Annotated in this window: 21 protein-coding genes; 7 read left to right on the forward strand and 14 right to left on the reverse strand. The window is 45.6% G+C overall.

Annotated elements, in window-relative coordinates; genetic code table 11:
• Positions 1-71: 71 nt before the first annotated feature.
• Positions 72-1190 carry a saccharopine dehydrogenase NADP-binding domain-containing protein gene (locus MHI37_RS22495; RefSeq protein ID WP_076337964.1) on the reverse strand — a complete coding sequence of 373 codons (1119 nt, stop codon included), beginning with the start codon at positions 1188-1190 and terminating at the stop codon, positions 72-74.
• Positions 1187-1918 (reverse strand): class I SAM-dependent methyltransferase, encoded by a 732-nt coding sequence (locus tag MHI37_RS22500; RefSeq protein WP_076337965.1) that lies wholly within the window; start codon positions 1916-1918, stop codon positions 1187-1189. Before MHI37_RS22500 ends, MHI37_RS22495 begins: the two co-directional genes overlap by 4 nt.
• Before the next feature lie 288 nt (positions 1919-2206).
• Between MHI37_RS22500 and MHI37_RS22505 the strand changes: the two genes are divergently transcribed.
• The gene (locus tag MHI37_RS22505; protein WP_076337966.1) at positions 2207-3277 is read left to right on the forward strand and encodes a helix-turn-helix transcriptional regulator; all 1071 of its coding nucleotides are present in this window, start codon (positions 2207-2209) and stop codon (positions 3275-3277) included.
• Between the two features lie 168 nt (positions 3278-3445).
• On the opposite strand, the gene MHI37_RS22510 is transcribed toward MHI37_RS22505, so the two are convergent.
• The 5 genes from MHI37_RS22510 to MHI37_RS22530 all read right to left on the reverse strand — a co-directional run bounded on the left by MHI37_RS22510 (position 3446) and on the right by MHI37_RS22530 (position 11438).
• Entirely contained in the window at positions 3446-8398 is a 4953-nt protein-coding gene (locus tag MHI37_RS22510; protein ID WP_076337967.1) for a family 43 glycosylhydrolase, read from the reverse strand.
• A 454-nt stretch (positions 8399-8852) separates the two neighbouring features.
• Complete coding sequence (locus MHI37_RS22515) at positions 8853-9266, reverse strand: VOC family protein (protein ID WP_076337968.1); 414 nt, start codon at positions 9264-9266, stop codon at positions 8853-8855.
• A 128-nt stretch (positions 9267-9394) separates the two neighbouring features.
• Entirely contained in the window at positions 9395-9652 is a 258-nt protein-coding gene (locus tag MHI37_RS22520) for a hypothetical protein (protein ID WP_076337969.1), read from the reverse strand.
• A 189-nt stretch (positions 9653-9841) separates the two neighbouring features.
• Positions 9842-10429 carry an NAD(P)H-dependent oxidoreductase gene (locus tag MHI37_RS22525; RefSeq protein WP_076337970.1) on the reverse strand — a complete coding sequence of 196 codons (588 nt, stop codon included), beginning with the start codon at positions 10427-10429 and terminating at the stop codon, positions 9842-9844.
• Between the two features lie 106 nt (positions 10430-10535).
• Positions 10536-11438 (reverse strand): LysR family transcriptional regulator, encoded by a 903-nt coding sequence (locus MHI37_RS22530; protein WP_076337971.1) that lies wholly within the window; start codon positions 11436-11438, stop codon positions 10536-10538.
• Between the two features lie 171 nt (positions 11439-11609).
• Between MHI37_RS22530 and MHI37_RS22535 the strand changes: the two genes are divergently transcribed.
• From MHI37_RS22535 to MHI37_RS22560, 6 genes are all read left to right on the forward strand, one after another.
• Complete coding sequence (locus MHI37_RS22535; protein WP_076337972.1) at positions 11610-12722, forward strand: extracellular solute-binding protein; 1113 nt, start codon at positions 11610-11612, stop codon at positions 12720-12722.
• Positions 12723-12725: 3 nt separating this feature from the next.
• Positions 12726-14408 (forward strand): ABC transporter permease subunit, encoded by a 1683-nt coding sequence (locus MHI37_RS22540; RefSeq protein ID WP_076337973.1) that lies wholly within the window; start codon positions 12726-12728, stop codon positions 14406-14408.
• Positions 14405-15619, forward strand: coding sequence for an ABC transporter ATP-binding protein (locus MHI37_RS22545; protein WP_083676374.1), 1215 nt, complete (start codon positions 14405-14407; stop codon positions 15617-15619). Before MHI37_RS22540 ends, MHI37_RS22545 begins: the two co-directional genes overlap by 4 nt.
• Positions 15620-15903: 284 nt before the next feature.
• The gene (locus MHI37_RS22550) at positions 15904-16575 is read left to right on the forward strand and encodes a metallophosphoesterase family protein (RefSeq protein WP_076337974.1); all 672 of its coding nucleotides are present in this window, start codon (positions 15904-15906) and stop codon (positions 16573-16575) included.
• 147 nt (positions 16576-16722) lie between these two features.
• Positions 16723-17475, forward strand: a complete 753-nt coding sequence (locus MHI37_RS22555; RefSeq protein WP_144023729.1) for a VCBS repeat-containing protein — start codon at positions 16723-16725, stop codon at positions 17473-17475.
• 74 nt (positions 17476-17549) lie between these two features.
• A complete protein-coding gene (locus tag MHI37_RS22560) occupies positions 17550-17954 on the forward strand; it encodes a transporter (protein WP_076337976.1) in 405 nt (134 codons plus the stop codon).
• Positions 17955-18063: 109 nt separating this feature from the next.
• Here MHI37_RS22560 and MHI37_RS22565 read toward each other — a convergent pair whose 3' ends face one another.
• The 7 genes from MHI37_RS22565 to MHI37_RS22595 form a co-directional block, all read right to left on the reverse strand.
• Positions 18064-20016, reverse strand: coding sequence for an ABC transporter permease (locus MHI37_RS22565; protein WP_076337977.1), 1953 nt, complete (start codon positions 20014-20016; stop codon positions 18064-18066).
• A complete protein-coding gene (locus MHI37_RS22570; protein ID WP_076337978.1) occupies positions 19991-20767 on the reverse strand; it encodes an ABC transporter ATP-binding protein in 777 nt (258 codons plus the stop codon). The genes MHI37_RS22565 and MHI37_RS22570 overlap by 26 nt, the downstream gene beginning before the upstream one ends.
• Before the next feature lie 124 nt (positions 20768-20891).
• A complete protein-coding gene (locus tag MHI37_RS22575; RefSeq protein ID WP_076337979.1) occupies positions 20892-21989 on the reverse strand; it encodes a sensor histidine kinase in 1098 nt (365 codons plus the stop codon).
• Positions 21986-22726: a response regulator transcription factor gene (locus MHI37_RS22580; RefSeq protein ID WP_076337980.1), complete on the reverse strand. Its 741-nt coding sequence runs from the start codon at positions 22724-22726 to the stop codon at positions 21986-21988. Before MHI37_RS22580 ends, MHI37_RS22575 begins: the two co-directional genes overlap by 4 nt.
• A gap of 29 nt (positions 22727-22755) precedes the next feature.
• Complete coding sequence (locus MHI37_RS22585; RefSeq protein WP_083676378.1) at positions 22756-23781, reverse strand: PAS domain-containing protein; 1026 nt, start codon at positions 23779-23781, stop codon at positions 22756-22758.
• Between the two features lie 88 nt (positions 23782-23869).
• Positions 23870-24526: a response regulator transcription factor gene (locus MHI37_RS22590; RefSeq protein ID WP_076337982.1), complete on the reverse strand. Its 657-nt coding sequence runs from the start codon at positions 24524-24526 to the stop codon at positions 23870-23872.
• A gap of 99 nt (positions 24527-24625) precedes the next feature.
• Positions 24626-25075 carry a GAF domain-containing protein gene (locus tag MHI37_RS22595; protein WP_076337983.1) on the reverse strand — a complete coding sequence of 150 codons (450 nt, stop codon included), beginning with the start codon at positions 25073-25075 and terminating at the stop codon, positions 24626-24628.
• Positions 25076-25424 lie beyond the last annotated feature (349 nt).

Here is a 25424-nt window from a genome sequence, read left to right on the forward strand (position 1 = left end):
TCCCTATCCTCACGACCGCTTAGCCGAATGGTAAATTAATACTAATTATACCAAATGGAAGCAATGATAGACTAGCCTTGTATGCGGGACCAGCTTTCAATGTTAGCAATCAACGAGCGTGAAGACTCTAGCTTTTCCCCTTTTAATTGCAGAAGCAAGTGCTGGTCGCATACGTCCAGCTCGAATAACTGCTCCACATGATAAATACCTCGCGGCAGCTTGCTCTCGTACATCATCTTTGCTACTGCAGCCGCCGTCATCGCTGTTACTTCAGCTTCCTTAGTTCCCTGAAGCCCGTACTCTACGATGGCATCAACTCCTGCCTTCTTGCCGTATCCCGCGACCTTTACCGCATACCGGGCGGAGCCGAAGCGCAGCTTGCTGAATGCCTGTATCGTCCATTTTTTTATCCGCTTTACGCCTAATAGGCGACCAAAGCCTGCTGCCTTAAGCAATGCCATTACACCTGTCACCATTCGGGAATCAAAGCATAAACGAGTAGAAATGGTCGGAACCTTCAACGTCCGAACAAGCGTCTGCTGGTCCGAGAAGGGGAATCGATAGGTTTTCCGCTCACCTAGCGCAAAACCAAAATCCGTGTAGATGCCCTCTGTAAAGCTGCTTACCCTCCGAGTGCTCCCATTCTCAGTAATCGCAAACGATCCCGCAAGGCTCTGGACCGTCCATTCAATCGCCGCTTTTCCATGGGCATCCCCTAGTCCAAGCATGATCGCAATCTCGATACGGCTTATTTCTTCCATAGACTGAAACGCCTTGAGCGCAAGCAAATTGGTAAGCCCGGGAGCAAGGCCGACACTTAATACGGCAGTGCTGTTTAACCCCGCGTTCTCTTCCTTCAACTGCTCCATAGCCTCGAAAAACGTACCATTTGCCGATACATCTACATAATCAACACCGGCAGTCAAACAGGCTCTTGCAAATGAGGTATCCGTCTGATCCAAGCACATGACGACGAGCTTGGCATCCTTTAATTGCTCCGTCTGCGGCTGCTCCCCTACCGCTATGCGCAGCGGCTTCACCTTACCGCCCAGCCTGCTGCAGAATTGCTCCGCACGCGCCAAGCTCCTGCCCGCAGCGTATACTCTGCCAGGAAATTGAATCGCTAATTGCTCGCATATTTGTCCGCCAACATGACCATAACCGCCTACGACAATAATGTCCCTTTTCATAGTGACACGCTATTCTTTCTCTTTACTGCAAATAAGCCGTCGATTAAATAGGCGCCAAAAAAACGAGTAACATGCTCAAAGCCAGCCTCCGTCAGCAATGCCTCCAGCTCGCTTTCCGGAATAGGATCTGATTCTTTTCCCATCGAGCTCTCAAAATTGTTCCATTCCGACAAAGAAATGCCGTTCTCCAGCATATGGCTCCTCCAAGCTTGCATCTGCAGGGAGAACCCCGCCGTACCAAGCCTTCCATTTATTGAGGCTAGAACAAACGGGGCACCATCCTGCAGACGTCCGGCTATGCTTCGAAGCAGCTGTTTCTTATGATCAATGCCTTTGACAAAATGCAGTACGAGCATGCAGGTAGCAGCTGTAAAGAGCTCATCATCTGCAACGCAGTCAATTTCCCCAGTAATGAGCTTGACCCGCTCTAGAAGGCCAGCTTCCTCAATACGACGCTGCGCGGCAAGAACCATAGGCTGAGAGGGATCTACTCCTGTAAAGCTCCAATGCGCTTGACGGGCTCCTAGCGTTACAATCTCCTCGCCACCCCCGGCGCCGATGACAAGAATACGAGCAGCTTCGATTTTGCTTTCAGCAAGCTGCGCTGTCATTATGCGCTCCATCATATCGTATAAAAAAGAATACCCTGGTATTTTCAAAGCTATCTTCTGCCCATAACCAGCTGCACTCGGATGATTCCAATCCATTGGCGAATTTAATTCTTTCATAGCTGCATGCCCCTATCTCTATAAGCTCTATTTATCTTCCGTTTTATTCCCAGAAATATAGAGAAAGTATGGCGAAATGATATACTTTCCTATATTTCAAGGTGAAACGGCTATCGCCGTTCTTTGGTGGCGTCAGCGCGTTTCATTCCCAGAAATATAGAGAAAGTATGGCGTAATAATATACTTTCCTATATTTTAGAATAAACAAAGAATTAATCTTCATTATAGAGATCGACAAATAAACCGCTATCCCACAAATATGGGGTTTTGTATAAAGGAGTTCTATTTATGGCTAACAAGCTGGATTCGATCAAGCGGCAATTAATCAAACTAGACGTCGTTCCACAGTCCTCGCAGCTTTATCGGGAGGCCGCTTTATCTATTTTAAGAGAGGCTGTCCCTTTCTCTGCCGCTTGCTGTACCTCCGTTGATCCGATCACACTGCTGTCGACAGGCTCCTCTACCGATGAAGACATTGAAGCAATTCATCATCAGCTCTTTGAATATGAATATTGGCATGAGGATTACAACAGCTTCGAGAAACTGGCACAGTCGGCAATGCCTGCAGCAGCATTAAGCGAAGCGACTGAAGGCCAATTGGATCGAAGCGCCCGTTATCGCGAGGTACTCGCACCTGCTGGATTTCGAGACGAGCTACGTACGGCTTTGGTTATCGAGGGAGCATGCTGGGGTTATATAACATTGTTTCGCAAAGCAGACGAGCCGCTATTTGCCGAGGAGGAATGCCGCTCTATGGCATCGCTTGCTCCTATTATGGCGAAGGCCTTGAAACGAAGAGGCTTGGAGCTGCCTTCCGCAAACGCAAGCGTTTGGAAAGAAGAGACAGGTATCATCGTGTTGTCTGAACAGCTTGAAATCTGCTCTCTAAATCAAGAAGCAAAGCACTGGCTTCAGGAGCTGAGGAGCATGGAAAATATGGATAACCATGTCTTGCCAAGACCTGTGCTGGCAGTTTGCTCGCGCGCGCTGACCCCAGACGGACTGCAAGCTGATTCTATGAAATTCGCAAAGGTATGTATTCGTACGCCTAATGGCTTGTATCTATCTATTCGCGCCAGCAAGCTTGCAGGCGTACAAGGCCAAATTCAGCTAGCTGTCTCTATTGAGCCCGCCAAACCCACTGAAATTTTGCCGTTCATCGCACAGGCGTACGCTCTCACGGCACGCGAGAACCAAATCATTGAACGGATCATCAGAGGTTTTTCCACCAAAGAGATGGCTCATTCCCTGCATATTTCTGCTTATACCGTACAAGACCATCTAAAATCAATTTTCTCCAAAACTAACGTGAGCAGCAGACGAGAGCTGCTTTGGGAATTGTTTTCTAGACACAGCTGATTTCATGCTCTGTACCGATTGCGCGCCTTTCCACATAAAGCAAAGAGGCTGCGCGCTATAGCCAGCCTCCTTGCTCGTATTGGAATATCGCTTTCTATGACTTTCCTATACATTTAAAAGGGGTGCTTCCTCGCCACTTTACTGGCTTGGAAGCACCCTTTTCATGAATTAAAGATTGTATAATCTGTATATCAGTACTGCAATTTCTGCTCTTGTCGCTGCACCTCGCGGATTAATCATGTTATTGCTGCCTTTAATTATTCCTGCTTTAATTAAAGTTGCCACATCATCGACCGCATAACTAGAAACGAGCCCTGCATCTGTATATGAGACTATATCGGTAAACGAGCCTTGTACCGATAGTTTCTTAGTAAGCTTCATTGCTCTAGAGACAAATGCCATCATCTCTTCACGTGATATTTTGTCCGTAGGGTTAAACTTATTGTTTCCTACCCCGGTTGTAATACCAAGCTCCTTAGCTATTGCAACGGCATCGTAATAGTATACTCCTGCCTTTACATCATCGAAGTTACTAGTTGATTTCGCCCGAAGCTCAAGCGTGTTAACTAAAAGCGTCATAAAATCAGCTCTCGTAATATCTTGTCCTGGCGCATAGGTCGTTTGTGATGTTCCATTAATAATACCTTTGGATGCCATCGCTTCGATCGCTTGTTTAGCCCAGCCGTATGATGCGATATCACTGAAAGTTTTATTCACATATACAATTGCATAATGACTAAAGTGAGTCGTTGTAAAAGTAACCTTTCCACTTGACTCAACATATCTCGCATTCGGAACTGCAGTTACATTCCCTTCACTATCAATATACCAAACAGTAATGTGTTCCGAATTATTCAATTCTTCCTGGGTTGGCTCGTAATCAATTGATATCGTTACTGGTGCATTTAGGTTATTCCATTCGAGCGTACGATCACCGACAACAATGGTTGGCTCAATAATAGGTCTATTCCCGATACTTTCAACTTTATCCGCATCATTTATTGACGCTTTCACAGCTGTCGTATCTGCTAGACTAATTATAATTTTTACACTATCCTCACTAATGTTTTCGCCTTGTAACATGTGGCTCGGTACAACAATAGTTCCAACAGATGTCTTAATCATTATTTGTCTATTAAGTTCATTGGATGCCAATTCTGCAACTGGAATTTCAATGGCATAAGTGTCCGCACCTTCAACACCAGCCACATTCAAAGTAATCGTTTTCGTTCCTGCATTGTCAGCTTTAGCAGCTTCCCATGCCTTCTGCATGACAGATGAGCTTACTGCAGCATTAGCAATTTTGTCAGAGCCAATTGTTGCAGATTTAACCTCAATCGTCGAAGAAGCTGTTTCGCCGCCTGTTGTTGGAACTGGATCTGGATTTTGAATTCCACCTGGACCTCCTTCTTCCAGTGGCACTACTGCTGCAAGTCTTGCCTCTAGAAGCGCTTTGTCAGCTTCCCTAAGCTCATTAACTAGAAGCCTTGCATGATCGATATCTGCCTTCTTCTTCGAAGTCTCTGCCTTCTCTACCGCTAGTATGGCAGTATCGAGCTGAGTCTGGTATAAATTTTCTTCTTCATCTTCTACTACGATCGCTGCAAGCCTTGCCTCTAGAAGCGCTTTGTCAGCTTCCCTAAGCTCATTAACTAGAAGCCTTGCACGATCTACATCTGCCCCTAGTTTTGAAGCCTCTGCCTTCTCTACCTCTAATATGGTCGTTTCAAGCTGAGTTTGGTATAAATTATCTTCTTCATCTTCTACTATGATCGCTGCAAGCCTTGCCTCTAGTAGCTCCTTATCACCGGCTCTAAGCTCATCAAATAGAAGTCTTGCACGATCTACATCAGCCTCGAGTTTTGAAGCCTCTGCTTTCTCTACCTCTAATATGGTAGCAGTGAGCTGATTCTGATATACATTCTCTGATTCATTATGGCCTTCTAAAACTCCTCTAATTGCACCAAACCATGCATCTGACATCTTATCATAGCCGGTTTTAGTAGGATGCGTGCCGTCAAAAATATCATCCAATGTAACCGCACCGTACATATCTACGAAATAAACTGGCAACCCTTCATTTGACAACCTTCCTACTAAACCCACGATCTGATTATTATAAACCTTTATTGCGGAATCCCATTCCGTATTCGTTTCTGTCATGAGACTAGACAAGTAGAGCTTCCCATCTTCCGGAAGATCCTTCAAAATATTTCTGGCTAGTGATTCTAATCTATTAATCATTCCAGGTCGATCAAAATTTTGATTAATATCATTTGTCCCAACATGCACAAGTACGATATCAGGAATGCTTTGACGCATCCATTCCTTTGTTTCCAAATCAACCTGCTCGATGCGCCAACCTGGTTGACCCTGATGATCTTTATCCCCTAGACTTGCCGGCCCATTAGAGGAAGATCCAACGAAGTCGATTCTTAATCCTGCATTGACGATATCGTCCCACATTTTAATTCTATAACCACCTGGAACATTTAATCCATGCGTAATAGAGGCACCTAATGGCATCACTCTTAAAACACGTACTTGATTCGTAATCTTGACATTATAAGCACCTATAATTCCTGAGCCATCTGCCGCACTGGCTATCACCTGAACAATTCCATTTTCCAGTGCCGACAACGTTCCGTTTTCACTAATCGTTGCCTTGTTAGTCGCTGACCCATCAAGATTCGTAACCTTCCAAGTTACATAGGAATCCATTGCATTAGATGGGCTTACCGATGCATTCATTTGCAGTGTACCCTTGTCTATTGCAATTGAGTTCTCATTGTTTTCTGCCTTGACAGAAATATGAGTAACCATATGATCAGTAGGGATTAGCACGAACTGAATAAAATCAATTTCAGCATTACCTACATGCTTTGACAGCTTAACCTTATTGACCCCTTCATCTAAGGAAACGATCATCGTAGCAGGGTTAAAATTATTCCAACCGTATTTTTCGAACGTAATTATTCCTTTATCCTGTCCATTAATCTCCACACGATGTTTGGCAGGCGCAAAGTCGCCGCTTGTGCCATTGTCATTCATCACCGTAAGTCTGTATGTGCCTGCTTCTTCCACGTCTACGTTAAATAGCACATAGTCATTTGGAGCATCAATATATCCTGCAACTTTGCCTCCTGATGCGTTAGACCTAGAGACCACAGAAACAGCACCACCCATTTCTGCTCCTTCGGCTTCGTATTTATAGGTTGTAACCTCAGGCGTGCCAGAAGGCGCCTTCAATGATTTACCATAATTAATCGGTGTTCCTAAATCAGGGGACCCTTCCCCAAACCAAGTAAACCGCTGTGCCCTTACACTTCTGTTGGCCCAACCATCTCCAGATTTCTCAGTGGCATGATACACTACCCAATCCTCGGTTCCATCAGGAGATTTTGTGAATGAGGCATGACCAGGTGCGTACGCTGTATCTGTTTTGTAAAATATCGGGCCTGCTTTGGTCCACGAAGCAGGATTTAGAACATTACCATCTGTATTCGTTAGCATGCCTAAAGCATAATCATCCGTCCAGCTTCCACTTCCCGAATAGATGATGAAAATTTTACCGTCCCTTTTTAGTATTTGCGGACCTTCATTAATTTTAGGATCTCCGTTAAGCTCCCATGATTTGTCGGGTGTAGAGAGCAATACTCTCTCCCCGCTAATTGTCCATGGATTTGCCATTCGTGCTATATAAAGATTTTGTCTGACGTTCACGTCGCCTTCCCAGCCTGACCACACGAAATACATCCCATCTTCAGTCTCAAGGACAGTGCCATCGATCGACCATTTATCAGTTGAATCGGTAATTTTACCTTTCAATGTATATGAGCCTTGTGCGTCATCTGTGTTGCTTTCTAATACATACATACGGTGATTCTCATTTTTGCCATCATCTGCTGCGAAATAGATATACCACTTACCATTTAAAAAATGCAATTCAGGTGCCCAGATTTCTTTAGAATAAGGCTCTCCATATGGCGGAGTATAAACGCTAACTCGAGGTACAATCCCGATATCCTGAAGCCTCTCAGCCTTAGCTACCTGTATAGAATTATCTCCATCGCTTTTGCAATAATAGTAAAATCCATCTTTAAAAATGACCCAAGGGTCAGCAGAACCGCCACTGCTACCTACTGGAACGATAGGATTAGAGAACAAACTATCATCTTGTTTGAAATAAGTTGCGCTTGTGATTAAGGAATCCAATACACCCTCCTTGGCTGCATAAGCTTTAACTGTTGTTTGCTCAGTAATTGTAAAGGGTCCACTATACACGGGTGATGATGACGTTGGCGTACTACCGTCAATCGTGTAACGTATTACTGCATCCGCAGCAGGTGAGGCTATACTAACTTCCAATGGATTTTTGAAAACTTTACCTGATGCAGGAGTGAATGTCGGGGCCTCAGCTACCTGTATACTTCTAACAGTAAGGTTGTCAAAAGTCGATCTTCCCCAAAAAGTTCTAAGTCCTATTGCCCCAGCACTCGTTATTTGTTGCCCATCACTATCCGTGTAATCTATAACGGGGTTGACCATATCATTAACGTATACTCTAATATTATTATCGATCGCTATCACTTTCAAATGACCTGCAGATATCCCCGTTTTCACTTTAACAAGTGATTTAAATGTGTAATTATTTCCAACCACACGACTTAATGTTGAATAACCATCGATGCTTATGGAAACATAATAGCCATTGAAACCGTCTGGCACTGGAGTTGGTGATACATTAGTTACTCTGAATAGAAATCCGGAACTGTCACTATTGACGCCATTAACAGCGACATCTCCTTCATATATCAAGTTATCGAAGCTTGTGTTATGTACAATAGATTTACTTCCAGGACTCCCTGCAGTTCCATTTTTCTTGTCGGCTACACTATATTGACCATTCGCATTAACTGACCAGTCCCCTGGGTACGTTGCATTATTAGAGATGTATGATGTCCATTCATCGATATTTCCGTCATCAAAGTTAGCTGAATAAGAAGTGCTTTCGATTGCTGGGTCAGCAGAAACCTTATTTTCAAATACAGGAATTCCAGCAAAAGTTGATATGATCAATGTTGCGATTAGAAGCACTCCGAGATTTTTTTTGATATTCATTAATCCCTAACCTCTTCTCTTGTGATAGTAAAATTACAAAATAAATCATCTTCACACATTCTTCTGCTCTTCTCATGCTTCAGTTTTTGTTCCATTGCATCCCCCTCCCCTTCATTGAACTATTGTACTTCGATTCGATTCCGTAAGTATTTGTAAAATTCAGTAATATTTTATAATATAACGATATTATTGACATGAGATATGCACTTAATGGTTAACCACTTCATTCCGTCCGCACGGGCGAATTAATAGGGGGTTCATCGCCCCCCTAGGCAAACCATACAAAAAAACGCCATCACGATATGCGATGACGTTCCTTTTTTTGTATAGAGCCAAAGGGGATCGCCCCCCTGACTCCTTGCATGCTACGCAAGCGCTCTCTCATCATTAGGTATTCACAAAAGAAAAACCCCTGCATCACAGCAGGAGCTTGATCTTCGCTATTGACATTACCCTATTGCTGAACCTCATTCTCATCCATATAGACCAGCTCCCATAGATGATCATTAATATCCTGAAAGCTCCAGCTGTACATAAATCCATGATCGACAGGCTCGTTGTAATGCTTTGCGCCCGCAGCAAAAGCTTTATTTACGATTTCATCTACTTGCTCTCTGCTCTCCGCAGACAACGCCACGATAACCTCAGTCGTTGTGGTTGCATCCGCAATTTCTTTTTTAATAAATGATTTGAAATAGTCTTCAACCAGCAGCATAGCAAAAATATTTTCGCCAATAATCATACAGGTAGCATTCTCGTCCGTAAATTGAGGATTGAATTCAAAACCAAGCTTTGAAAAAAAGTCGACGGATTCATTCAAATTTTTAACCGGTAAATTAACAAAAATATTTTTGGATTGAAATGCCATGACCAATCACCTCATCAATAATTTGTTTGTTTAGCTTGCTTGTTCACTACTTATGCTACTCTATTCTACCATCTTTTTCTACCTTTAATTGCTATTTTTCACCGGCTTGGTGTCTATTCTATTCTTACCTATATTTCAAAAAAAGAAGGTCGTTTGCTCACATATAGACTCTCCAGCTTATCCAGCTCACTCGATATTTCATGGAGCCAGCTCCAATCCTTCGTCATACTGGCCATGATCCCATAATTATATTGCTCGGCAACCCTTTGCGCATATTTGGCGTTCAAGGTCATACAGGCATTTAATTCAGACGCTTCAGCCTCTGTCAGCCGCCGCTTCTGCTGCAGCAGCCACAGCTCGGCAAGACGCCAATGAATATCCATCATAATTGATCATTCCCATCGATCTAAGTTTCCTTTTTATCCATTCTCTCCTTCTTTTCGTCAAAATAGCCCCTCTCGGCTCGCCTACATGCAAAAGTGCGCCATCAGATTTTTGCGAACCTGATGACGCACTTTTATAATCCGAGGACAAGCTCGTTCTATTGCTCATGAGCTGCCCCTTCAAATATGTTGTTAACCAAACAACCCCACTGCCTTTTCTTTAACTTCCTCCAGCATTTGCTTGCGGGCATCATCATCAATTTGCGGTACACTGCCAAAGAACAGATGTCCAACTGGATCAATGCCGCAAAATTCATATATACCGGTGTCGGACGTTATTTTAAGCCCCTCATACATGCCGGTTTTACTATAAATCTCCGAGGGAGTGCCATGTGTATTAATAATTAGTCCTTTCTTGCCAGTAAGCAGCTTGTTTATGCTGCCATCCTCGCCATAAGCATAGGCGAAGCCATAAGAGAACACCCGATCAATATAACCTTTAATGAGCGCAGGCAAGCCCGTCCACCAAATCGGATAGACCATCGTAAAGGCGTCCGCCCATTTGACATGCTCCTGCTCCGTCTTTATATCCGTTGGTGTATTCCCCTCGCGCATCGCTGCAAAATCACTGGCCTTCAGCACGGGATCGAATCGCATCGCATACAAATCACGTACGACGACCTCATGATTATGCCCTTTCAACGATCCAATAAACGCGTCGACAATCGCATTATTAAAGCTGTCTGGATTAGGATGACAATAGACGATTAAGTGATTCATGAAAAGGCGACACCTCCGCAGTACAGTTATAAAAATAACGCTCCGCATTAGTGTTGCCAAATTCATTTGCTTTATGTAAACCCAGCTTCCTCCATGTATTTGATCTTTACTGCTTATCATGGACTAGAAAGGTATGTCGTACAAATTCAATAAAAGATCGCACATGAGGAGATAATTGCTCCTCATTCCGGTATGCCAAGCAGATATGTCTGCGGTTGATATATTCAGGCAAGTCGCATAGGACCAGCTCGCCTGCCTCGACCTCTCGAATGACACTCCGACGCGGCAAGATGCCGATGCCCATATTGCATTTTAACGCCTCCTTAATCGTTTCAATCGCACCCAGCTCCATAACGCTTCCCCATTGCAATCCAACCTTGCTCGCCCACTCGTCAGACAAGGTTCGTGAGGTCGAGCCAACCTCGTGCAGCAAAAATGTTTCCTCTCTCAGCTGCTCCACCTCGATTTGCGCATAGTCGGCTAGGGGATGCTCAGGCGCCAGCAGCAGCTTCAGCTCATCTTCGATTAAGGGTTGAATAATAAGCCCATCCTCCACTGCATCTCCCAGTGAAACAATCCCTACATCAATTTCATTGCTGCGAAGCATGGCAAGTACAGCTCCTGCTTGCTTGACCGTAAGCATCAGGCTTACTCCCTTATTTAGCTGTCGGTACGCCGCAAAGTGCGGTGGCAGCACGTAGGTTGCTGGCGTATAGCTTGCCCCAAGCCGAAGGCGTCCTTCACCCAGCTCGCGGCGCTCCAGCATAGCAAGTCTTGCTTCCTCCATCAGGAAGACGATTCGCCTCGCATAAGGAAGCAGCTCCAAAGCGGCTTCGCTTGGCTGCAAGCTGCGGGATTGCTTCCGAAACAGCTCAACACCAAGCTCCTCCTCGAGCTTTTTGAGATGAAAGCTGATCGTCGGCTGCTTCAAGCCAAGCTTGCCAGCTGCTTCAGCAAGTGTCCGTCCTCCACAAACCTCCATAAATACATGCAGCTGCTGTACGTTCATATCATTCCGCCTCCCCTGCTTATTGCTTAGTAATATAGATGAAATCTATACGTATATCAATATCTATTGAATATACTTAATAATTTCTCGACATTACGTTAACAATCGGCTGACAATCGATTGCTAAAGTGAGAGAGTAAGCAAAACAGAAAGTGGAGGGAATTAAAAACGATGAAAACAAATGGGAAACGCTGGCTTGGAACGATTGTGCTTGCTGGACTAGTCACACTGACCGCAGCTTGCGGCAACGGCAGTACAGGCAATACAAACAATGCTTCAGTAAATTCAGGAAATACACAAACTACAGCTCCTACTGAAGCTGCACAAACGACTGAACCAGCTGCAGCTGAAGATGAAGGAACATTGACCGTTTACTTAAATGATTTTGACAGCATCATCGCCCCTTTGTTTGAGGAAGCAACCGGGTACAAGCTTGAGGTCGTTGCTGGCAACGGCGCTGAAATTATGTCCCGCGTCGAGGCAGAGAAAGGCAATCCGCACTGGGATGTTTTATGGCTGGATGCGATGCCTTCTATTTATGGCCTGGGTGCAAGCGGTCAGCTGCTAGAGGGCTGGTTGCCTAGCAATGCTGCTAATCTGACCGATTTTTCCAAAGGCTTTGTGCCTGAGAAGCAGTGGTATATGCCGACTGGTGCTCATGCAGCAGGCGTTATCGTCTACAACAAGGATAAGGTTAAGGCCGAGGATGCTCCAAAAACATGGGAGGATTTCTCGAACGCCAACTATAAAAATATGATTGGCATGGCTGACCCGGCTATCGCAGCTCCTGCGTATCCTTTCGTTTCTTGGTTCTTTAATCAAAAGGAAATCGATGGCGCACAAACCTTCTTCAGCTCACTGATGGACAATGGTCTGCGTGTATATCCGAAAAATCCAAATGTCGTCAAAGCGCTTGCCGCTGGTGAAATTTCTATTGCTGCTCTGCAAGAGAGCAATGCCTACTCGATGAAAAACAACGGTGAGCCGATTGAAATCATTTGGCCAGCCGAAGGTGCGCCCGCTTCAGTTCGTGTAGCGGCCATTCAAAAAGACACCAAAAATCCGAATGCCGCAAAAGCATTTATTGAATTTTTGTTAGATCCAAAAACACAGCAAGCTTTAATCGATCAAGGCGACGAAAGCTATTTCCAACCTTCCGTGAACGGTGTAAACGCTAAAGCCGATCGCGAAGCCGATGCGAAGCTCGTTGCAGCCGATGCTTCCTGGGCATCCGAGAATGAAGCGGCGATCAAGCAATGGTTCGCCGATCAGTCCGTTAAATAAGCGATGCAAAGCTTAATAAAGGATCGTCTAGGCTGGTTCGTCAGTCTCATCCTATTCGTCCTCGTCCTGTATCCCTTGGCGGCAGTCATAATTCAAGTACTGCTGCCTGGGGTTTTCTTCGGAAACTGGCAACTCGGGGACCTTAGGCTGCTGCTTGAAATATTCAATCGTCCCCTATGGCAAAAATCGCTAGAAAATTCCGTTATGCTCGGCCTAGGTACAACACTGCTCGCTACGATGCTCGGGGGCGTGCTGGCTATGATACGATCCAACTGGGCTTTTCCTACAGCGAAGCTGCTGGATGCATCCGTTTGGCTGCTTATTATTACGCCATCGTTCATCTTGGCGCAGGGCTGGGTTTTATTTGCGGCAGGCGGTGGAATCGCCGTTAACGTGCTTGGCTGGAACTGGATAACAGGTGCTGTATTTCAGCCTGCCGGACTCATCTTCATTATGACCTTGAGCAAGTTTCCATTCGCTTATTTGAGCGTTCATGCTGCAATGGAATGGAAGGTCGATCAGCTCTCCCATGCAGCGCGGCTATCTGGCGCATCGGCGTTCACCGTATGGAGAACCATTCAAGCCCCGTTGCTGATGCCAGCTGTGTTTGCCGGTGCTGCACTTGTGTTTATGGACACGATCGGTGATTTCGGGCTTCCAGCCTCGATCGCCGCGGTCTACCGTTTTCCGACGCTTCCTTACTCTATTTACTCAGCTATTTATACATCGCCGATCCGATTTGATATGGCAGGCGTGCTTTCCTTCTACCTTGTATTGTTAATCGGCATTGCTATGTTTGTACAGTTTTATGCTATGCGCCGCTCACGTTTCGATTTCTTATCCGCACGAGCGGAGCGTTCCATGCCGAAGCCAGCGGGCAAATATAGTGTTCTGCTCACAACACTAAACTTGTTATTTCTTGCCGTCGTTATTGGCATTCCGATAGGTGCAAACCTGCTCATGTCTGTCTTCAAAACACAGTCTGGAGGCTTAAAGCTAAACAATCTGACCTTAGCGCATTACCGCGATTTATTCGATAGCTCTAGCATGCTGCTTAAAGGCCTTTCCCACTCTCTCATGATTGCGGGAAGCGCTGCCCTGCTAGGCCTGTTGTTTGGACTCTGCGTCGCCTATGTGCTTACCTATTCACAGTTCAAATTCAAACGCACCATTGAGGTATTCTCGATTGTCACGCTAGCTGTACCCGGCGTCGTGCTCGGCATCGGATATATATTCGTCTGGAATCAGAAGTGGCTGGCTTCAATTGGACTACTCCTATATGGTACGCCGTGGATTCTCGTCCTAGCTGCTATTGCAGGCGCAATTCCCATCATTACGAGACTAATGGTCGGTGCTATGGCAAAGGTGCCTTACAGCTTGCTAACGGCAGCACAGCTTCAGGGAGATACATTCTTCAACCGGCTGCGCTATATCCTTGTTCCATTAATACGAGGTGCATTACTCTCAGCAGGCTTAGCTGCCTTCGGCTCCAGCGTATTTGATTTAGCAGTCAATTCCATCCTGTTTCCGCCTAACTTCTTGACACTGCCGGTTTCAATCAACAAAGCATTTGAGGATCTGGATTTTGGTTATGCTTCGGCCGCCACCGTACTAGGATCAGGCATCGTTATTTTAATTATATTGGCGATTGAGCTTCTGCTCCGCCGCAAGGAGGTTAAAGTATGACATCGACTGCCTTAAAATACAGCCAGAGTCCTTCACATAAGCCCGAACAGTTAGCTGTTGCGGCAACCAGGCCGCTGCTTACAGCGAACGCCTTAACCAAAAGCTACGGTTCATTTCAAGCGCTGAAGGGAATCTCCTTCGAAATGCGTGAAGGTGAGATTATTAGCGTGCTCGGTCCGTCAGGCTGCGGCAAATCGACGCTGCTTCAGCTTGTAGCTGGCTTATCCAAGCCTGACAGCGGTCAGCTGTCATTAGGCGAGGAGGTCATTGCTTCCTCATCCGTCATGATGCCGCCCGAGAAGCGCGGGGTTAATATGGTGTTTCAGGATTATGCGCTATGGCCGCATATGAACGTACTGGACAATATTGCTTATGGACTGCGCAGAGGCAAAATGGCAAAAGCCGACATCCAGCAGCGAGTCCAAGAGCTGCTCGTGATGCTCCATCTTGAAGGGCTGGAGCATCGCCTGCCCCCGCAGCTGTCTGGGGGACAACAGCAGCGCGTTGCGATTGCAAGAGCGCTTGCAACAAGGCCTAAGCTTATGCTCCTTGACGAGCCGCTCTCAAATCTGGATATGCGGCTGCGTGTAGAGATGCGTACTGAAATGGCGTATCTGTTCCGCAGGCTGGGCATAAGTGTTTTTCACGTTACGCATGATCCAGATGAAGCCTTCGCTATGGCTGATCGACTGCTTATTCTTCGCAACGGGCAAATCGATCAGATCGGCACGCCTCAGCAATGCTTTACTAGACCCGCCAGCCGCTGGGCAGCTTCCTTGCTCGGTGCGATTAACGGCTTGCGCGGACAAGTCATCCACTTGGATGGAGGTATTGCCGTACGCATCGGCTCCTCGCTTATCCGAGGCTTGCTAGCTCCAGAGCAAACAAGCCTGCCTGAACATTCTGAAGCGATTCTGATGTTTCGTCCCGAGGAGGTCGAGGTCGTAAATCGCCATAGAGAAGCCATGAGCGATATCGCTCCCTCATTAAACGAGCAGCTGCTGAAGGGCGATAATTTGCTGTCCTTACAAGTGCTCCACTGCACCTTCGAAGGAAATCACTGGCGTACGGTCGCGCAAACGAGCTGCGGTCAAAAGCTGTACCTAGTGCTCAGCCTTCCGCTAGAGGCTGGCGAGCAGGTTTCGATTAAGCTTTCAATAAGCTCAGCCTTTATTTATCCGAATGAAGAACAAAATCAACCATACGGTTGATTAGAAATCGCAGACGCGTCAGCTCTCGCTTCTAACGGAAATCAGAGACGCTAAATCGCCTTTATTGTTCGTTTCAAAATTGTAACGGAAACACGGGCCTCTATTTGTACCCTATCTACCCATTATCGCTTCATTCCTGCGGAATAGAGTCTCTGGTTTCCGTTAGCTTTCGTTATCTGTTCTCCGCCCTCCGGCTGCTGACTCAGCATCACGATCAACAGGTTCGGAGAATGTATGGCGAAATGATATACTTCCCTATATTTCAAGAAAGGTAGTCGATACATTTGTCTAACCCTACAAACAAGAACTCGCGACTTCTAGCAGCAGCAGACATTCACGGTTATAAGGAAGAACTGTCGCTCCTGCTTAAAGAGGCAGACTATGATCCGCTGCAAGATCGACTTATATTATTAGGCGACTATATCGATGCTGATAAACCTTCTACCTGGGACACATTGGATCTGATTTATCAGCTCGTTGCCGGAGGTGCTCAGGCGTTGCTTGGAAATCAAGAACTGCGACTGCTCACATCAACAAAGCAGAGGGAGTCGCTGAATCCAGATACTGTGGAGTGGCTCGAACAGCTTCCCTTGTATGTAATTGATGGTCGCTATTTATTTGTTCATGCCGGTATTCGCCCAGGTATTCCATTGTCCCTGCAAAGTCCGATCGATCTGACTGAAATTCGCGACGAGTTTATTCCGAAGCCTTTATCCGTACAAGACGAAGCGCAGCAATACATTATTATATTCGGTCACACGCCCACGTTTAAGCTTCATGCTCCCGCAGGAGAGCCTTGGCTCGGCAGCCGTCGAATCGCGATTGACACTGGCGCTAAGCATGGCTATCGCTTGTCTCTGATAGATGTCAGCAATCATATTAGCTATTCGTGCTCAACTGCCCCTCATGAGCGCTGCGGCGATCTTCAAATAACAACCATCCCAAAGCCTTATTAACTCCTCAATAGCAGTAAAAGGGAGGCAGTCGCGTATGAAACGCCGATCCTCCCTCCTTCCCCTTATAGGCATTCGCACAATCAAATACAAGCGGTTCTGCATAGGTATAGACAAGAGCATAGTTTCTTCACGCTTGGAGGTATGGTTATGTACTCGTCTTTTCATACACACAGGTTAGGGCCGGGCAGCGTTTACGGAAAAGAATACATTTTGGATATGAAGCAAGGGGATATAAACGGAGACGGCATTCCAGATAATGTATACCTGTTAGGAAATAAACCTGACGGCCCATCCGGTATTTTCGCAGAGCAAATTACACTAGTCATCCTTGATGGTTATTCCCAGCAGCGCATTGTCGTACCTCTCCAGAACAATGTCGGTTATAATGCTTCGCTGTTCCTCGGTGATTTTGATCAAAATAAAATCAGTGATGTTCTAATCAGTATCGACTCTGGAGGCAGCGGCGGCTATGGTACCTTTTATGTCTACTCCTTTGCGCATAATGAGCTTCGTTTGCTGTTTACCTCCGATCAATACAATCAAGAAAACCAATTTCATGTCCAATATGAAGACATGTATAAGGTAGCCGTAACGAGTCCTCAGCTGGGTATGCGCTTTATCATTGATATTAGCGGCAAAGGCTATACTTATTTATCGACTTATTACCATGATAATGGTGTGCTTAAGAAACCTATTCAAGGTGAGGTGCTTGCACTGGCTGCATTAAATCCAATTGTGAGCAATGAAAATCGCGGCTCTTTTGATTTGCTGGCTCTACAGCGTATCATTGGCACTACAAACGCAGATACGCTCGGCTATGTGGAGAATCTTCTTTCCTGGAATGGAATCACTTTCCTATCCTCCAGACTGACCGTTGCCATACTTGGAAGCAAATTATAAACAAAATCGCCCAATCCATGCGATACACTCTAGCATACGATGCTTTAGCCTAAATCATAAGGAGTGATCTTTGTATGGCATTATTTCCACCATTCGGTCCGCAGGGACCAATGGGACCTTTAGGACCTCTAGGACCGCTCGGACCCCAAGGACCGCAAGGGCCTGGTTCAATGGGACCGATGGGGCCGCAAGGACCGCAGGGACCAGGTTCGATGGGACCGATGGGTGCTGGACCATCAGCGCCGCCCCCACAATTTACACCTCAGCAGCCTTCTGCTTCACTATTCGCCGTTGATCCAGGCGCAATTAACGGCTGCCTATTTCGCAACACTTATATATGGCTCCAGAACGGTCAAAACTTCTGGTTTTTCCCGATATTCGTCGGTCGCACCTCAACCGCAGGCTTTCGCTGGAATGGAAGGTTTTGGATGTATACGGGAATTGATTTGCGACAAATCAGTACCTTTACCTGTTTTTAACTTTATTTAAGCAGAAACGACTACGTCGTCCTTATCTAAGGGCAACAAGTTTCTCGCAAAAATACGGCTCCCCTCTCTGTAATGGAGAAGGAAGCCGTATTCGTTTTAACTAGGCACTCGCGCTACGCAGCATGCTTTTCATATAGCTGCTGCAAGCGATCAAGAAATACAAGGTCTGCATCGCAATGTAAATGCCAATAACGATGAAAGAATAAAACCAATTGGACGAGCCCATAATATTGTCCAGTGCCTTCATGGCAAACAAAGCATGTGAGATGCCGACAACAACAGGGACAAAAAATATAATGCCTATTTGAGTAACGACAATTTTACGAATCTCGCCCTTGGTCATACCGATTCGAGACAAAGCTTTAAACTGTGCTTGATCCTCTTGAAGCTCCGTAAACAGCTTGAAATAAATCATGCTTCCGGAGGCGATAAAAAATAATAAGCTAATGAACAAGCCGATAAACAGCGTTAACGAAATTGACTCCTGCATTTCGTTGAATCTAGCTGCACGTCTAAAATCGGTTTGGGAATTAAGCTTCTCAGGCGCTACTAGCTGATTAAGCTTTTCTACCGTAGCGGCTGATGTCTCCCAATCGCTGAGTTCAAAGCCATACATCACATTTATTTGATCCTCTGGGATGCTGGCTGCAAGCTTAACATAGGAAAAATCATCCATAATAAACATATAATAATTATTATCCAGCAAGTTCATAGGCTTCGAATCAACTGCGTCGTTGATCACGTATTCTGTTTCTTTCCCGTTAATATAGCCTTTGACGATTCCATTCTTACTTGGGGACTCACCATAGAAAGAGGACGTGAGCGTCAGCTTCCCAGCATCAGGATGAATAAGCGGTTTACCGGTCATTTCTGCAAGCTTATTGTAGTCCGTTGCCGAGATGATCAAAGCATCCATATCATATTTATTCTCGTAAAAGGCTCCATCTTCCCATTTAACAGTAAAACGATTAATTACAACGCCTACTGCTTTAGCTTCTTTTACAATCTCGAAGCCATCCTCGGCTACCATGCGCTTTATCTGAGCAGGGTCGATAACCTCATGTGTATTCAGGCCTGTTTCTCTATAGGCTATCGTAAATGGATTACTTTCAAGTATCTCCTTCTTACCAGAGATTTGCATAATATAAACGGTGCCGAGTGCTGTCATGATGACTGCACTTAAAATTGAAACGATAAATAAAATTCGTGCGTTATCTTTTATTTTATAGCCAAGCTGAGCGAATATCATCATATTGGTACGCTTATAGTAAACAGAAGTACGTTTCTGAATTAATCTCAGCAGCAAAATACTAAGCTGTGTAAACAGAAAATAAGTACCAACTACGACTGTAATCAATATCGGCAGCGCCAGTACTACAAATGAGTCGATATCCATCATAACTGCCATCCCATAAGCCGCTGCTAAGCAAACGGCAGAAACAGCTACCAGCCAAGGTGAGAATATAAGCTGTCCCTTTGGCCTTCGTGCTGCTTTCAATAAATCAACAATTTCTGTCCGTCCGATTCTAAGTGCTGTCCATATCGAAATAACCATAAACAAAGTAAAAAATCCGCCTGCGGTTATCCCGATAGCCTTTAGCGGAGCTGCAAACGGGATGGTCTCCTCCAGTTTAAGCAGCACCGCCAGCGCCATAAAAAACAGCTTGCTGAACAGCATGCCAAGCAATATGCCTACAGCTATCGCGAGAACGGCAATTGCTGCATTTTCATAGATGACAAGCTTTCGGAGCTGGGCTTTTGTCATTCCGAATAAGGAGAACAAACCAAATTCCTGCTGCCTCGTCTTTAGAAAGGCAGAGTTTGAGTAAAGTACAAATAAAAATGAAAAAATGATAATAATATATTCACAAAACATCATGCCTGAGCGGATTTTAGATGCAGCCATGATACTTCCATTCTCTACTTCGGGATGGTACAAGAAAGCAGCATAGATATAAAAGATCATAACAGAAAACACACTGCTCAGAAAAAATGCGCTGTATGACCGCCAGTTGCCCCGAATATTGCTAAGCGCGAGCGAACGGAACGTCATCGAAATTACCTCCCAGCACGCTGAGAGCGTCTAATATTTGTTGAAAAAAGGCTTGGCGGTTGGAGCCTCGTCGAATTTCCGAGAAAAACCTTCCATCCTTTATAAACACAATGCGCTGACAGTAGCTCGCTGAAAACGGATCATGCGTGACCATCAGCACGGTAGCTTTGAAACGCTCATTCATATCCTTGAGCGAGTCCATTACATCCTTCGCTGATTTGGAATCAAGATTGCCAGTCAGCTCATCTGCAAGCACTAACGAAGGCTGATGAATAATCGCCCGTGCTATCGCGGCGCGCTGCTTCTGACCGCCAGACACCTCGTACGTCCGTTTGTTTAAAATATCCTTTATTTGCAGCAGCTCTGCCAGCGGGTCCAGCTTCTGTTCGATCTTTTTAGGCGCCAAGCCTTCTAATACGAGCGGTAAAATAATGTTTTCCTTCATGGACAGCGTGTCGAGCAAATTAAAATCTTGAAATACAAAACCAAGCTCGCGGCGGCGGAATAATGCTAGTTTCTTATCCGTTAGCTTACTTGGATTGACGCCGTTAATTTCGATTTGACCAGAGGTTGGCCGGTCAATCGTAGATAATAAATTAAGCAGCGTTGTTTTCCCGCTTCCCGAAGGACCCATAACACCTACAAATTCCCCTGCCTCCACATTCAGCTCAATATCTTCAAGCGCTTTGTAAGCAACGTTTCCTTTGCTGCTGTATATTTTGCCAAGCCCTTGTGCATGTAGTACACTCATTGCCATGTTCCTCCTCAAAATGCCATTCCTATTGCTTCAATAGCATTAGTATAGACGGGAAGGAGACGTTGAACCCATCGATTTCCCTTTCAAAGTTACATTGTCTTGCTTACAAAATTGTCACTTAGCTTTCATTCTGATCATCTGACTTGCTCAAAATATGAATGCCCCGAGGCTGAAACGCAAGGTTAACCGTCGTGCTCTCTCCGAGTATAGAAGCTATAGACAGCGTATGTCCCAGACGATTGCATACTTGCTTGGCCAAATACAGCCCCATTCCCGTCGATTCTCCAGTTGTACGTCCGTTCTCTCCAGTGAAGAAGGGGTCGAACACTCTCGGAAGGTCATGCGCGGCTATTCCAATACCCTCGTCTTTTATTGCAAGCTTGCCTCCCCCTTCACTAGTAGGCTCCAATTGGAAGCTCAGCTTCTTCGCGCCTGGCTTGCTTTTACTGTATTTAATAGCATTGCTGATGAATTGATTGAATAAAAAGGCCATCCACTTCTCATCCGTCTCCACCCAAAGCTCACCATCGATTCGCGGGAAAATAGAATGGCGAATACATAGCTTCTTATGGGCATTTATTACGGTTCGTGCAATCTCATGCAGGGCAACCTGCTTAATAGACAGATCGATTTGGAATTTGTCCAGACGAGCTGTGTAAAGCATCATCTCCAGCCCGCGCGTCATTCGATCCGTCTCCTCCTGCAAGCTGAGTGCTAGCTGCTTCTGGTCCTCCTGCTCAGTTAGCTCCTGCTGCAGCGTCTGCTGCGCAAGCAGATCAATAACTGACAAAGGTGTCTTCATGTGATGCACCCACTGCAGTACAAAATGGTTATGCAGCTCCTGCTGTCGACGATATTTGCCAAGCTCATTCAAATAAGCGCGATTTTGCTCCGCAAGGAGCCTTGCAACAAGCTTCTGTTCCTTCGTTACGGTCGATTGCACGATTTCAGCTGACTGCAGCTCATCAGATCTTTCAATAGCGTCTAATAGCTGATTAAAGTAAGCACGTTGTCGCAAATAGTCGATGGCTAGCCATAAACCTAAAAAAAATAAAGAGAGCACGATAAAATAATAAATCGTGTTCAGCTCAATAAAGGATGCGTAACGTTCGCGTTCAAGCAGCAGCATCATTATGGACAATCCAATGATCAACAGAGCCATCATTATAAACAACAGCCGATCACGCAAAAAGAACGCCAGCGATAAGCCCTTCATCGCGACGTTTCCCCACTTTGTTCACCTATAACCAGCTTATAGCCTTGCCCGCGCACCGTTTCAATGGCTTTCGTTAAACCAAGCTCCTCAAGCTTCCTTCTAAGCCTCGTCACATTGACCGTAAGCGTATTATCATCAACGAATTGCACATCATCCCAAAGCGCCTCCAGCAATTGCTCACGCGATGCAATCTTGCCTGGCTGCTTCATTAGACATTCAGCAAGCAGCTGTTCGTTCTTCGTCAGCGAGGTTTGCCGCCCTTCCCATTCCAGCTTATTTCGGCTTAAGTAAAGCCGCAGCCCGTTGGCACTGATCTCCGCTAAATCTGTACCCGCTTCAGCCTCAAAGGCAGCAAGCTCTGAGCCTGCATATTCACCGTATACACGACGCAGCACGCTTTTCACCTTGGCCATCATTAAATCTAAATGAATCGGTTTCGTTACGTAGTCATCGCCGCCGTTTTCGATAGCCAACACCTGATCCATCTCTCCTGCTCGAGCAGAAATAAAAATAATCGGAACGCTTGAGCGAGTCCGAATTTGTCTGCACCAATAATAACCGTCATAATATGGCAAGTTAATGTCCAGCAGCACCAAATGAGGCTCGGACGCTTCAAGCTCCGGCATAATTTCACGAAATTGTACAGCACAGGTCGCTTTAAAACCATATTTGTCCATATTACTTTTTAAAATAGACGCAATTTTATCGTCATCCTCTACGATGAATATCCGATACATGAAGCGCCTCCTCTCGAATTCCGCCTTAATTATTGCGCAGGCTGCTCCTTCGGAACGACAAACCTCACTGTCGTACCATGCCCTGGCTTCGATACAACCTCTAGGTGTCCGCCCACACTGCGTGCTCTCTCCTCCATGCTGAATAAGCCAACGCCGCGCCCTATCCGCTCACTGCTAAAGCCTTGGCCTAAGTCGATAATGCCTACTTCAACCTCTGTCTCACGCTCCTCCAGCCTAACCTCAGCCTCCGCTACCTCAGCATATTTAGCGATGTTCGTCAGTGCCTCTTGAATGACACGATAAATCGCGGTTTCCTTCATAATGCCCAATCTGCCCTTAAAATTGCTCTCCAGCTTCAGGCGAATGCCAAAGTGCTGGGAGTAATTGTCTACATAAGTTCGAATTGCCGGAACGACGCCAAGATCATCAAGCACGGATGGCCGCAGCTCCCATGCAAGCCCTCGAATGTCCTCCATCACGCCTGACACATCTGTGCGCAATGCGCTCAGCTCTTTAATATGATCATGCTCCCCAATCAAGCGATCCAATTGAATGAGCAATGAGAACAAGCTTTGTCCGATGCCATCATGCAGCTCACGAGAAATTCGTTTGCGCTCATCCTCTTGAATTTCAAGCACCTTTACCATCATTTCCTTCAGCTTCTGCTCTGCCAGCTTTCTTTGGGTTACTTCACTGCGGATAGCAAGATACTGATAAGGCTTCCCCTCCGCATCAAGGAATGGAATGATCGTCGTACTAACCCAATAAAAGCTTCCATCCTTTGCGCGATTTTTTATTTCACCGCGCCATATCTCGCCTGAGGAGATCGTCTGCCAAAGCTTGCGAAAGAATTCGCTTCCATGAAAGCCTGAATTAATAATACGATGATCCTTGCCGATCAGCTCTTCGCGGTCGTACTTTGAAATTTCACAAAACTTATCATTAATGTATTCGATTTTACCCTTTACATCTGTAACCGCTACAATAGACGATTCATCCAGAGCAAACTTTACATCAGCAAGCTCCTTGAGGGACTGGTTCACCCTTGCAAGCATCGACTTATCATCAATTTCACTCTCTAGAACAGACAAAAGATAGTCCACGTCCGCACCTATCGTTTGCCGATATTTCTCTTCCGTATATTTAGTCAAAGTTCAGCAGTCCCTTCTTCAGCGCAAACTTAATAAGCTCTGGCCGTGTTCTTAGACCAAGCTTACCCATGAGATGGCTCTTGTGTGTTTCTACCGTTTTGACGCTTATAATCAAATTTTCAGCAATTTCCTTGTTCGAGTAGCCTTTAGCGATCCAGCCCAGTATTTCCTTTTCACGCTCAGATAACGTCTCATAAGGACCGCTGTCCTCGCCGCCCTGCTTTAGCTTCACGAGGTATTCGCTCATCAGCCGCTTAGTAGCTGTAGGATATAGATAAGCATTGCCCTGCGCAACCGACTGAATAGCAGAAATCAGCTCGTCATGAGGCGCATTTTTCAAAATATAGCCTGAAGCACCAATATGAATCGCTCGGAATAAATATTCATCATCGTCATGCATCGTTAAGATAAGAACGGCTGTATCCGGCAGCAGCTTCTTAAGCTCTGTCGTCGCAGTCATTCCATCCTTGCCGTGAGGCATGCTTAGATCCATTAAGACAACATCCGGCAGCAACTGCTGTGCCAGCTGAATCGCCTCATCTCCTTCAGAAGCTTCACCTACCACCTCAATATCATGCTTCCCGTGCAGCAGCATGGCTAGTGCGGATCTGACCATCGCATGGTCATCGCAAATCATCAGCTTTATCATTTTTTTCTCCTTCCACCGGACTGCCCTTTACTCCCTATGAGTCCAACAATGATGTCCATCCCATTATTATAGCGCAACTTACGCCATCTAGCGTCAGTTTCAATCAAATACTTGCTGTTTGAACAATATAAAGGAGAGCTCTTTCGCCAGATGAGTTGCGATTTCAAGCTCCTCTCTCGAATAAGTTTGCTCGGAGCGTCTGCCCATTAATACGACACCATAAATACTGCTATTCATAAGAATGGGTATACTCGCTGCAATTCGCAACTGCTCCGCTAATAATATAGGTTCACCTATTTTAAAGCGCTCCGCATCTGTCAGCGGTTTGCCTGTGCATGCTAATCTGGCGGAACGAATTGCAGTTCCGGATAATCCTGCGTTCGGCTTTTGTTCAACTTGCAGCGTCCTTTCGCTAATGCTGCCGTTTGCAAAAGACCAGCGCAGTTTGCGTTTGCTTGTATCTATTGAGCCAAGAATTGCGATATCGCTATCCGTGTCTCTTTTCATTTGCTCTATCATATCAGCGATATTCGCTTCGAGCATCTTCATTCTTGTTCCTCCTTCCGGGATTACAAGCCATCTTTAAATTTATTATAAAGCTATGTTTCTGCTTTGTATGTCAGGGAATTCCCTGAATTAATGTGAGGAAAAAAGAAAAGCTCCCTAGTCTTATGCAATATGCGCATAAGTCTAGGGAGCTGTAAATCAAGGTGAAACGGCTGTCGCCGTCCTTATGGCGGTGGCGCGTTTCATTCCGGAGAAATATAGAGATCGTATGGCGAAATGATAGACTTTCCTATATTTGAAGAAAGGAGCCCTTTTACAGGCTCCTCCTTGACGGTGTTTGATCGAATGAGTCTCAACACATCTAACACTTCACATTATTAAGATAACTCGG

It is taken from the genome of Paenibacillus sp. FSL H8-0548 (genome assembly GCF_038630985.1).
In the GTDB taxonomy this organism is placed as follows: Bacteria; Bacillota; Bacilli; order Paenibacillales; family Paenibacillaceae; genus Pristimantibacillus.